Source organism: Pseudofrankia asymbiotica, from assembly GCF_001983105.1.
Lineage (GTDB): Bacteria > Actinomycetota > Actinomycetes > Frankiales > Frankiaceae > Pseudofrankia > Pseudofrankia asymbiotica.
Genome location: NZ_MOMC01000011.1, coordinates 1 through 11,694 on the forward strand (window position 1 = coordinate 1; position 11,694 = coordinate 11,694).

Sequence of the window (11,694 nt, forward strand, 5' to 3'; positions counted from 1 at the left end):
TTATCGAGACCCCGCGTCTTGCGTTTCAGCACCTCCGGACCGTCACAGCCCGTGATGGCTACGAAGAGTAGCCAATGGTTGCTGGGAAAGGCTCACTGTATTGGCCATTGGCCGGCTCGGCCGAGTAGGGCGATTTCGTCATGGGGGGGTTTCCAGGTCGTCGACCCCGGGACGTTGGCCCCGGGCCGACCTGGATCGCCAGAGGAGGCGTCCGTCGTATGCCGATACTCTGCCGTCCGGCCGTTATGGTGCCGGAACATACGATCACGATGGGCGAGACGCTGGACCTGGCGCGTCGGCTGCATGCGGACCATCCGCGGCTTGATCTAGTGCTTCAGCTCATCGAGAATACGGGCGTGCGCAAACRCCATCTGGTGCGCCCGCTCGCACAGACATTGCGTCACCCCGGCGTCGAAGTACGCAATCTCATCTACGAGGAGGAAGCCAGGCGACGAGTCCCGGAGGTCACACTCGCCGCGTTGGCCGCCGCCGGTGACCTTCGCGCCCAGGACATCGACGCCATCATCTTCGTCTCCTGCACGGGTTTCCTGATGCCGTCGATGACGRCATGGATGATCAATAACATGGGGTTCCGCAACGACACCAGGCAGATCCCGATCGCCCAGCTCGGCTGTGCCGCGGGCGGCGCGGCGATCAACCGGGCAGCGGACTTCTGTAACGCCTACCCAGGGACCAACGTACTCATCGTCGCCTGCGAGTTCTGCTCACTGCTCTACCAGCCGTCCGACAGCGATGTGGGGTCGCTGCTGTCCAACGGACTGTTTGGGGACGCGGTGGCCGCCGCCGTCGTTCGCGGGCACGGAGGGCAYGGAGTGCGGCTCGAACGCAACGGCTCCTACCTGGTGCCGGACACCGAGCACTGGATCTCCTATTCAGTCAAGGCAACGGGATTCCATTTTCGCCTCGACAAACGCGTGCCGACGACGATGGCGATGCTCGCGCCGGCGCTGCGGACGCTCGCTAACAGCCACGGCTGGGACGCCGCCGCCCTCGACTTCTACATCATCCACGCCGGCGGGCCGCGCATTCTTGACGATCTGGGCGAAATTCTCGGCGTGGACGCGTCGTTCTTCCGTCACAGCAGGACGACCCTCACCGAGCACGGCAACATCGCGAGCGCCGTGGTGCTCGACGCGCTGCGCCGCATGTTCGAGGAGAACACGCTCGAGGACGGCGCCGCCGGCGTCATCGCCGGGTTCGGCCCCGGGATCACGGCCGAGAGCTGCGTCGGCACCTGGGCTGTTCCCGCCGACCAGGCGACCGTCCCGCCATCCCGGATCGCGGCCCTGAAAGGCGGGACGTCATGACGACCGGGACCCAGAGGAAGACAGCGCCTGACGAACGGGAGACAGCGGCCGGGGAACAGGAGACAGCGGCCGGGGAACGGGAGACAGCGGCCGGCGGACGGGAGACAGCGGCCCGGGAAGAGGCGGAACGGCGCGTCGTGCACTGCCCGTTCGACCACGCGGCCGCGCTGGAGTCCGACCCGTTGTTGCGTCGGCTGCGCGAGGATGCGCCCATCGCGCGCATCACCATGCCCCACGGCGAGGGCTGGGCGTGGCTGGTGACGCGGTACGACGACGTCCGCGCCGTCGTCGGCGACCAGCGGTTCAGCCGCGCCGCCGGGATCGGCCGCGACCTGCCCAGGATGACGCCGGAACCCATCGCCCAGACCGAGGCGATCAACCTGATGGACCCGCCGGCGCACACCCGGCTGCGCCGGCTGGCCGCCCAGGCGTTCACGGCGGCGCGGATCGAGCGCATGGTTCCGGGGATTCAGGCGATCGTGGGACGGCTCGCCGGCGACATGGCCGCACACGGAATCCCCGCCGATTTCACCCGGCTGTTCGCCGCGCGGCTGCCGCTGGCCGCCATCTGCGAGGTTCTCGCCATTCCCGACGCCGACCGGCCGCGGATCCGGCGACTGGTGGTCGCGCTCATGTCCACCGACAAGGGGGCCCAGGCAACGCGAAACGCGAAGACCGACCTGCGCGCCTATTTCCTCGACCTCGCCGCGAACCGCCGCGCACGGCCGGGCGACGACCTGATCAGTGCGCTCGCCACCGCCCGGGACAACGGTGAGCTCCCGGATCTCACCGAGCTGGCGATCCTGGCGATGGCCCTGACGATCGCCGGGCATGACACGAGCACCTACCAGCTCAGCAACATCCTCTACACGCTGCTCACGCACCCCGAACAGCTCGCGCTGCTGCGATCACGCCCCGCCCTCCTGGAGCCGGCGCTGGAGGAGCTGCTCCGGTTCATCCCGTTCCGCCGGGGCGTCGGGATCGCCCGTGTCGCCACCGAGGACGTCGAACTCGCCGGCGTGACCATTCACGCGGGCGACGCCGTGCACGTCTCCTACCTCGCCGCCAACCGCGACCCCCGGATGTTCCCGAACCCGGACGAGCTGGACCTCGAACGCCCGCACCCGGCCCACATGACCTTTGGCCACGGCACCCACTACTGCGTCGGCGCCGCGCTCGCCCGGGTGGAGCTACRCATCGCCTTCGAGACCCTGCTGACCCGCTTCCCGGGCCTGCGACTGGCGGTACCCCCCGACGAGATCCCCTGGCACACCGGCTCCATCTGGCGCTACCCCGAGCATCTCCCCCTCGCGTGGGATGGCTAGGGCTCGGTGTTGGAACGGTCTGCCCGGTACTGGTCGATGACGACGGTGAAGGCTCCGTTGAGGGTTATGTCGGCCAGACCGGAGCCGAGGACGCTGACCCCTGGGAGCGGAGCGATGGTGCGGACGCAGACGACGAAGACGGCGCCCGGTGCCAGGGTCTCGGCGCCGTCGCCGGGGTCGGACGCGCCGCAGTCGGTGCCCTGAGGCGCGAACCGGAGCTCGGGCGCGGTGTCGATCCCCTGGTCCTGGAAGGCGAGCTGGGCGGCGAGCTGGGCGCGGGTCAGGCCCTCCTCCTCGTTGTTGGCCGTCGAGTAGGCCCGGCCCGCCTCCCTCGCCGCCTGCGTGACCGCGAACGCCGAGCGCTGCACGGAGAACAGCGCGAGGAAGAAGTAGACGAACGGGATCAGCAGCACGACCGAGAGCCCGACAAACTCGATCATCGCCGAGCCGGCGTCCGGCCGCCGCGCCCGCCCATCCCCCCCATCCCGCCCGTTCTCCCCGCTTCGTGCGCGACGACCCGCCAGGCCGGATGGACGCGTCCGCCGGAGCACGCGGACGGCCCGGCTTACCCGGCGCGGGCGGTGGCCCAGTGCGGCGTGCTCCGGTGCCTCGGCGGGCCGCGTCGTCGTCATGGGGTCTCCTTCACCGCGTGGCCGCTGACGTGCACGGTCACGCCGCCCCCGAACGGGAGCAGGCTGAGGGGGACGCGGACCTCGCAGGTCACCTGGACCAGCGGCACGTCTCCCGGGCCGTCGATCTGGGCGCCCGTACAGGTCGTGTCGGACCGGCCTGGGATGGAACCGGCGATGAGGCGCTGCGCGTACGGGCCGCCGTCGGTCGCGTCGACGCCGAGGTTCGCGCCGTGCCGCGCGCCCTCCGCGGCGTTCGCCGCGAGGGTGTTGCGGACGTGCAGCACCAGGCCGATCTGGATGATCCCCAGGAAGAGGAACAGCAGCAGGACGCTGACCATCACGAACTCGACGATCGCCGACCCGGCGTCGGCAGGGCGCGCGCTGTCCCGACGCGCGCCGGCCGCGCGCGCATCCGTCCGGCACCGGCCGTGGCTCGGAATCCGGGCTGGCGGGCCCGGTACTCGAGGCCGTCCCGCCAGGTGGTCCTCGTCGGCCCTCACCGGCTGGCCGCCGCGGGCACGGGCGGGAGCCCGGACCACGGCGGCCAGCCGGCGCGGACGCCGGCACTCAGCCGCCGGCACCGCCACCGCCACCGTCGCCGCCGACGCCGGTGACCTTGTTGATCGCGGCCGTGAACATGTCCTGCAGCGCCGGGGTGGCGATGGTGGCGATCGCGACCACCAGTGCGGCGGTCATCACCGTCACCATCACCCAACCCGGCACGTCGCCGCGATCCTCGCCCCGGCGGGCCGCGGCCGCGTGCCGCCGCTCCCACCACGCGAAGTAGCCGACGACCAAGGCCGTCGTCATCCGTGCCATCCCGTCCTCCCAGTCCGGCCGGCCGACGGCGCGCGACGATGGCGAAGCCTCGCGCGGCCGCGGGCCTGCCTAATCGCAGCAGAACCCCTGGCCCCCTCGACCCCCTCGAACCACTGACCCCCCACCCACGGAGCGACCCCTCAGACGCCCCGCGACCCGGCCGCCGCCGCGCACCAGCGGCGACCCACGCGCCTCATCGCGCGAGACTCACGGGCGGCACCGCGCCCGACACCCCGACCGGGCGGCCGGCCGCCCGGAACTTCGCCAGGATCGCCGCCGGGGAGGCGCTCCGGCCTGGTACGAGCGCGTCATTGCGCGAAGAACGTGAAACTCACGAGCGCCGGATAGAACGCGAAGATCACCGTCGTCGGCAGGACCAGGAAGACGACGGGAACCATCATGGCGATCTCCTTGCGCCCGCCAGCCTCCAGCAGCTGGCGCCGGCCGGCCTCCCGGACGTCGACCGCCTGCGCGCGCAACACGTCCGCCAGCGGGGTGCCGCGCTCGATCGCGACGGCCATCCCGTCGACGAAGCGCGCGAGCGACGTCAGGGTGGTGCGGTTGGCGATCCCCTCCAGGGCCTGCACCAGGGTGGCCCCGGCGCGGGCGTCGGCGAGCGCGAGCCGCAGCTCGTGGCCGAGCTCGCCGTGGGTCAGCCGGGCGACCCGCTCGAGCGCGCCGACCGGCGACTCCCCGGCGGTGACCGCGAGCGCGAGCAGCTCGGCGACCGTCGGGAACTCCATCAGCATCCGGTCCTCGCGCTCCCCGATGGACCGGGTGAGGCGCCATTCCCTGGCGACCACGCCGCCCGCGACACCGGCGACGATCAGCGCGACCCCGACGGCTGGCGGCGGCCCGATCCCGACGGTCGCGCGCAGCACCAGCAGCAGCGCCCCGACGAGGCCGCCGACCACCGCCCAGATCACCTGCTGGGCGCGGAACTCCTCCACCGACGTGCGCCCGCCGGCCTGGGTCAGCCTGCGCGCGAGGCCGGCGCGGCCGCCGAGGAACCGGTCGAGACGACGGGCGGCGTCCATGAGGAACGGCCGGGCGAGCGCCTCGACCGCGGCGAGCGGGGTGGGCGCCGCGCGGCCGGCCCGGCGCCGCTCGCGGACGGTCCGCTCGTCGAGCAGCCGGGAGGGCGCCGGGGTGTCGCGCAGGTAGGGCTCGACCCGGTCGGCATAGCGGATCCGGCGCGCCCGCGGCGAGCGGACGACCACGATCACCAACCCGGTTCCGGCGATCATCCCGAGCAGGGCTCCGGTGGCGGCGAGGCTCATCGCGGGTCCGTCCCCTCGCGCGTCCCCGCGGCCGCCCGCCGCGGCCGCGCGTCGTGCCTCCGGCGCGCCGTCCCGCCGGCGGCCGGCCGCGTTCCCGTCCCGGTCACGGCTGCGCGGGCCTCGGCTGCCCGGGTCTCGGCTGCCCAGGTCACGGTCATCTGGGTCATGGTCGAAGCACCCGTCCTTCCTCCGGCAGCCGGCCGATCCGTTTCATGACCAGGTAGGCGAACACCGAGACGACGCCGCCGCCGATGAGCACCCCGATCCCGGTCGGGCTGTCGTAGGCGGAGACGTTCTGGCCGCGGGTGGCGAGCAGCAGCAGCACCACCCAGGGCGCCGCGAGCGCGAGCCTGGCCGCGTTGACCGTCCAGCCCTGCCTGGTCTCCAGCTCGGCACGGGTGCGGGCGTCCTCGCGCAGGAAGGTGGACAGCGTGCRCAGCAGCCGGCCCAGGTCCGTGCCGCCGACCTCCCTGGCCAGCCGCAGCGACTCGATGATCCGGTCGGCCACCGGATCGGCGAGCTCGTCGGCGAGCCTGTCCAGGCAGGTGCTGAACGAGCCGGTCGCCCGATACTCCTCGCCGAACCGGGTGAAGGCCCCGCGCAGCGGCGCCGGCCCGCGCTGGCCCACCGCGGCGAGCCCCTCCGGCAGCGACATCCCGGCGCGCACGGCGCTGGCGAGGTTGTCGACGACGTCCGGCCACATCGCGCGCAGGTCGTGCATCCGTGACCGGCGGCGGCGGACCACCAGCATGCGCGGCAGGAACGCGGCGAACACGAAGAACGCGGCGCCGAGCGAGACGGTGGCCGTGAAGGCGAAGACGATGAGGCCGGCGACCACGCCGACAGCGACGCTCACGGCGACGAACTGGCCCGGAGACAGGCCGCGCACCCCCGCCTGAGCGAGCAGCTCGGCGGTGGACCGGTGCCAGTTCGCCTCGGCGTCCGCCTCCCGTCGCCCCTGCCGACGCGGCCCGACGATCAGGAAGAGCCCGAGCCCGAACAGCAGCCCGACGAAGATGCCCATCAACCCACCCCCGTGGCCGTCCGCTGGAATCGCTGGCGCGCCCATGCCCGCGCCTGTGCCCACGTCCGTGTCTGTGTCTGTGTCCTGGGCGTCGTCCGTGGCATGGGTGCCTGTGTCATCGGTCGACCGCGATCTCGGGCCAGCCGCCGCGCTCCGGCGGGGCGAGCACGGTGGCGAGGTCATAGCCGGCACGGGCGAACCGGTCCGGGTGCGGCGGGTAGCCCTCGGCGCGTACCAGCGTGTCGCCGTAGGCGCGGAAGATCTGCGCGACCTCGACGACGTCGCCTTCGGCCCGGCCCGGCAGGGCGACGATCTCGGTGGCGCGCCGCCGCCCATGCGCGTCCTTGGCCAGGTGGACGACGATGTCGACGCTCGCGGCGACGGTCGGCACCACGAAGTTGTGGCTGACGTTCTCGCCGGCCAGCAGCGGCAGCGTGCACAGCTTGGTCACCGCCTCGCGCGCGGAGTTCGCGTGCAGGCTGCACATCCCGGGAAGGCCGGAGTTCAGCGCGATCAGCAGGTCCAGCGCCTCCTCCTGGCGGACCTCGCCGACCAGCAGCCGGTCGGGGCGCATCCGCAGCGCCTCCTTGATCAGCCGCCGTAGCCGGATCTCCCCGGTGCCCTCAAGGTTCGACTGCCGGGTCTGCATCGCCACCCAGTCCGGCGAGCGCAGCCGCAGCTCGAAGACCTCCTCGCAGCTGATGACCCGCTCCCTGGCCGGGATCGCGGAGCCCAGGCAGTTGAGCATCGTCGTCTTCCCCGCCTGGGTGCCGCCGGCGACAATGATGTTGAGGCCGGCGACGACGGCGGCCTCCAGGAACGCCGCGGCACTCGGCGGCAGCGTTCCCAGCGCGACCAGCTCGTCAAGGCTCGACGCCGAGAGGATGAACTTGCGGATGTTGACCGACCAGTGCTGGCGGGTCACGTCCGGGATGACGACGTGCAGCCGGGAGCCGTCCGGCAGCATCGCGTCGACGAACGGGGTCGACAGGTCCACCCGTCGCCCGGAGGACTTGAGCATCCGCTCGACGAGGTCCTGCACCTGGTCGGCGGTGAGGATCGTGTTGGTCAGCTCGCTGCGGCCGTGGCGGGCGACGAACACCCGGCCCGGCTCGTTGATCCAGATCTCCTCGACGGTGGGGTCGTCGAGATGGCGCTGCAGCGGGCCGAAACCGGCGACGGCGTCGTAGACGAGCCGTGCGGTCAGCTCCCGGTCGGTGATGGCCGGCAGGTCACTGGTGAGGACCCGGTCCTCGTAGTCCGTCAGGACGTCGTCGACCAGGCGGCGCACGGCCGTCGGCTCGCGCACCGGGTCCAGCGAGCGCCGCCGGACCAGCTCCCGGACCTCCGCCTCCACGAGGGAGGTCGCGTCGAGCCAGCCRCCCGGCCCCGGGCCGCCGCCCGCCAGGCCGCCGTTCAGCGAGCCACCACTGAGAGGGCCACCGCTCAGGGGGCCACCGCGCACCGCCGCCACGAGAGTCCGCCGCTCCTCATCCGGGCGCACGTGTCACCACCTCGCGTCAGCGGGCAATCGCTACGAAGGGTAGGAACGTCGCCACATCCCAGCAACCCCGACGAAGGGGGCGCACGGAACCAACATTCGCACAATCCCGGTCAGCCCGTGGTGGCGGGGTATGATCAGTTTGGCGCGTTCGGTGAGAATGCCATCACTTGAGCAGCAGCAGTGATGACGAGACGTGAGGTTCATCGGCCCCGTGGATCGCGGACCCGCCTCCCGCGGGTTCTCGCCCCACGACCGGGCAGGTCAGACCGTCCGGGCCGATGACCCAGATCACGGCGATTTCCGGCCGTAGCCCGTGATCCAGACCGCGCCGCCGCCTCGGGCCCCGACGGACCGGGACGGCTGGCAGGTCCGGGAAAACCAATCCAGACAAGCCGGCGTCGGCGGGCCCGACCCGTCGCGGGCGACAGGCCACAGCGATGCACCTGACGGAACCTTCACCCGCCGCGCGCTAACCTGATGACGTTTAGCAACCTTCCACGTTCACTCAGTCACGAGCTGTTCGGCGACGGACCTTCCCCCACGTCCACCGCCTTGTCGGACCGCCGTGGCATGCCTCCCGGGGGTGTCAGCTGTGGGCGTTCCCCTGCCCGACCAGTCCGACGAGTGGGCCGCTGAGGGCAGCCGCGGCGACGGGGTGCTCGGCGAGGCTGCTGCCCTCGGTGAGGTCCGCGAGGGCACCGACGGCGGGAACGTCACGCCCGACGGGCCCTCCAGCCGCGAGCCTCGCGGCCGCGACGCCGACGCCGACGCCGACGGCGACGGCGACGGCATGGACGGCGCCGGCGGTGCCACCGACGCCGGTACGACCGGATGGGATCTGTTCCGCCGGATGGCGATGAGCTGCCCGCTGCCGGTCTTCGCCACCGACGCGGTCGGCCGGCACGTCTTCGTCAACCCGCGGTGGTGCGAGCTGACCGGCGTCGAGCCCGACGAGGCCATGGGCTGGGGCTGGGAGCGCGCGATCCATCCGCACGACCTGCTGGCCGTCACCAACCAGTGGGGACGAGCCCGGTCCGGCGGCGACGGGCTGTGGGTCCGGCTGCGGTTGCTGCGCCCCGACGGGCTGCACCGGGCGGCGATCCTGCAGGCGGTGCCGACGGACGGCGAGGCGGGAGCTGCGCGGTTCATCGGTACCCTCACCCCGCTTCCGCCGCTGCCGTCGTCGCTGCCAACGCCCGGCCAGCGCGCCGGCACGGAGTCCGTGCCCCTGCCACCGCCGCTCGAGGCCCCACCCGGCCCCGCCTCGCTCGCGAGCCTGGACGTCCCGGCCTCAGGTGCCGGGCCCGGCCACCAGCGCGGCGGCGGCGCGGACAGCCAGGCCGAGGACGACGGCCGCCTCCGCGGCGACGACGACCAGGCCGCGGTACAGATCCCCGTGCCGAGGCCACGGACCGGGCAGGAGCCGCCGTTGCCGGCGACGGCGGGCAACGGCACACCGGAATCCGCGTGCCGGGACGACCTGCCCAGCCGGGAGAGCGACGACCTGCCTGCCTGGGACGGCGAGGACAGCGGCGACGACGAGGCCGGCTCCGCCTGGTGGGACCAGGCGCTGAACCTTTCCGGACGCGACGACCCTGAGCCGACGGACCTGTTCGCCGCGCCCGGCGAACGCGGCCCCGGCCGGTCCCGGCACGACCACCTCGCCTGGGACGGCAACCGCCGCCGGGCGGCCGCGCCCGACGGCGGGGACAGCTGGCCGGGCATCGCGGAGACCAGGGTCGCGGCGGCGCTGGGGGGCGAATGGCGGGCCGCCATCGCGCTGCATGGCCGCGCGACCACCGGGCACGACGCCCAGGACCAGGCTCCGGTGACGGCTCGTCAGCACGCCCACGACGGCCGTCATCACGCCCGAGCGCACGCCCAGCCCGGCGGCCAGGGCCGCGGCCCGATCGGTGGCGGCGACGGCGAGCGGGGTTACCCCGGCGACCACGGCTCCAGACAGGGTGGCGGACGCGGGCCCGGCATGGGCGACGGTGGACGCGGCTGGCCCGACCGGCTGCCGCCGGCGGAGTGCGGCTGCCTCTACGGCGAGCTGACCCGCGCGGAGGCGGCCTGCCGCGACCGGGAACGCTGGCTCACCAGCCTGCTCGCCGAACTGCCCGCGGCGGTGCTGCTCGCCGACGCGCACAGCCAGGTGGTCGGGGTGAACCAGGCCTACTGCGACCTGTTCGACCTGGCCGAGGCCCCGGTCGACCTCGTCGGCACCGACTGCCGCCTCCTGCTGCGTCCGCGCACCGGCCTCGTCGACGACCCGGCCGGCTTCGCCGACCGGCTCGACACCCTGCTGCGGCGGCGGCGCACCCTGCGCCGCGAGACGGTGATGTTCTCCGACGGCCGGGTCTTCGAGCGCAGTCACCTGCCCCTGGTCAGTCCTGACGGCTACCGCGGCCATCTCTGGCTGTATGTGGACGTCACCGACCGGCGCATTCTCGACGCCGAGATCGAGGGCCTGATCTCGGAGCTGTAGCCGCGGCCGCTACAGCCCGTTGTGGTAGCGGACCTGTAGCTCGCGGGCCTGGCCGACCCAGTCGTCGGAGACGATCCGGCTGCCGAACCCCTCGAGCCGCGCGGCGAGACGCTCGACTTCGGTGTCCCCCATGGTCGCCAGCTGGCGGAACGACGTGATGCCGAGCGCGCGCAGCCGTGCCTCGATCACCTGACCGACGCCGACGATCTCCTTGAGGTTGTCGGTCGAGACCGCCGGCTCAGCGAGACCGCCCCAGGACGGGAGCTCCTCCGCCGGCCTGGGCCGCGACGTCCCACCGGCCGCGGCCGGCGGGACCTTCGCCGGCTGGCCGGGCGAGGCGGCGAGAGGCACCGCCCGGTCGGAGACCGCTGGCCGGGGCTCCGCTGGGACGGCCGCCGGGACCGCCGCCTCGGAGGCCCCGGGAGTGGCGGCCTCGTCGGCACCGAGGATCTCCGGGACGGCCGTGTCCTGGGCGGCTGGGGCGACCGGCACGGAAGTGCCGTCGGCCGGGGCGAGATCGTCCACGCCATCCATGCCGTCCAGGCTAGACGCGCCAGTCGGGAGGTCCAGCCCGTCGGCCGTGTCCGTCCGGGTGCTCGTGGCGCCTGCCGCCCAGCTGGCGGCGAGTGCCTCCACCTCGGCGATCCGCTGGAGCAGCCCGGCGCGCTCGGCCGCCCACTCGGCCTGGCGGCGCTCCAGCCGCTCACCCAGCGCGGCGGTCCGGTGGGCGGCGTCCTCGGCCTCGGTCCGCACGGTCGCGAGCCGCGCCGAGAAGCGAGCCGCCCGGGACTCCGCCTCGGCGAGCGCCGCCCGCAGGTGGCCTGCCTGGCCGTCGCGCCCCTCGGCCTCGCCGCGCAGCTCCGCCTCGATCTGGGCCATCCGCGCCTGTGCCGCGCCGACCTGCTCGGCCGCGTTCGCCGCCTGCCGCTCCGCCGCGCTCACCCGGCCCTCCGACGCCGTGGCCCACAGCTCCGCCGCGGCCAGGCGCGACGCGAGCTCCGCGTTCTCGGCCGAGCTGCGTTCCTCCTGCCGGAGCAGCCGGTCGGTCAGCACCGCGATCCTGTCCTCGTCGAGCGTCGCCCGCCCGGCGTCCGCGCTGGCGCCGCCGAAGGCGGCGTCCCGGGCGGTGGCACCCTCCGCGAGCCGACTTTCGACGACCTGACCCTCGGCGACTTCGTCCCCGGCGGCCTCGGCGCGGCCGGTCTCGGCGTAGGCGGTCTCGGCGTAGGCGGTCTCGGCGTAGGCGGTCTCGGCGTAGGCGGTCTCGGCGTAGGCGGTCTCGGCGTAGGCGGTC

At 73.5% G+C, this 11,694-nt stretch carries 10 protein-coding genes; 3 read left to right on the plus strand and 7 right to left on the minus strand.

Annotated features, from left to right (window positions below; translation table 11 throughout):
• The first annotated feature begins 269 nt into the window (after positions 1-269).
• Positions 270-1,328: a type III polyketide synthase gene (locus tag BL253_RS05630; RefSeq protein ID WP_274535187.1), complete on the plus strand. Its 1,059-nt coding sequence runs from the start codon at positions 270-272 to the stop codon at positions 1,326-1,328.
• Positions 1,325-2,653: a cytochrome P450 gene (locus tag BL253_RS05635; protein WP_081438033.1), complete on the plus strand. Its 1,329-nt coding sequence runs from the start codon at positions 1,325-1,327 to the stop codon at positions 2,651-2,653. The genes BL253_RS05630 and BL253_RS05635 overlap by 4 nt, the downstream gene beginning before the upstream one ends.
• Here BL253_RS05635 and BL253_RS05640 read toward each other — a convergent pair.
• From BL253_RS05640 to BL253_RS05665, 6 genes are all read right to left on the minus strand, one after another.
• On the minus strand, positions 2,650-3,285 hold the full coding sequence (locus tag BL253_RS05640) for a hypothetical protein (RefSeq protein WP_338013689.1): 636 nt from the start codon (positions 3,283-3,285) through the stop codon (positions 2,650-2,652). The genes BL253_RS05635 and BL253_RS05640 overlap by 4 nt on opposite strands.
• The gene (locus BL253_RS05645; protein WP_096335923.1) at positions 3,282-3,638 is read right to left on the minus strand and encodes a TadE family protein; all 357 of its coding nucleotides are present in this window, start codon (positions 3,636-3,638) and stop codon (positions 3,282-3,284) included. The genes BL253_RS05640 and BL253_RS05645 overlap by 4 nt, the downstream gene beginning before the upstream one ends.
• 214 nt (positions 3,639-3,852) lie before the next feature.
• The gene (locus BL253_RS05650) at positions 3,853-4,095 is read right to left on the minus strand and encodes a hypothetical protein (RefSeq protein ID WP_476644104.1); all 243 of its coding nucleotides are present in this window, start codon (positions 4,093-4,095) and stop codon (positions 3,853-3,855) included.
• A 317-nt stretch (positions 4,096-4,412) separates the two neighbouring features.
• A complete protein-coding gene (locus BL253_RS05655) occupies positions 4,413-5,384 on the minus strand; it encodes a type II secretion system F family protein (protein WP_076814206.1) in 972 nt (323 codons plus the stop codon).
• 163 nt (positions 5,385-5,547) lie between these two features.
• Entirely contained in the window at positions 5,548-6,408 is an 861-nt protein-coding gene (locus BL253_RS05660) for a type II secretion system F family protein (protein ID WP_076814208.1), read from the minus strand.
• Positions 6,409-6,523: 115 nt separating this feature from the next.
• Positions 6,524-7,765 (minus strand): TadA family conjugal transfer-associated ATPase, encoded by a 1,242-nt coding sequence (locus BL253_RS05665; protein WP_241834558.1) that lies wholly within the window; start codon positions 7,763-7,765, stop codon positions 6,524-6,526.
• Positions 7,766-8,504: 739 nt separating this feature from the next.
• Between BL253_RS05665 and BL253_RS05670 the strand changes: the two genes are divergently transcribed.
• Positions 8,505-10,400, plus strand: coding sequence for a PAS domain-containing protein (locus tag BL253_RS05670; RefSeq protein ID WP_076814210.1), 1,896 nt, complete (start codon positions 8,505-8,507; stop codon positions 10,398-10,400).
• A 9-nt stretch (positions 10,401-10,409) separates the two neighbouring features.
• Here BL253_RS05670 and BL253_RS05675 read toward each other — a convergent pair.
• On the minus strand, positions 10,410-11,694 hold a 1,285-nt coding region (locus BL253_RS05675; protein WP_076814211.1), incomplete at its 5' end, for a hypothetical protein.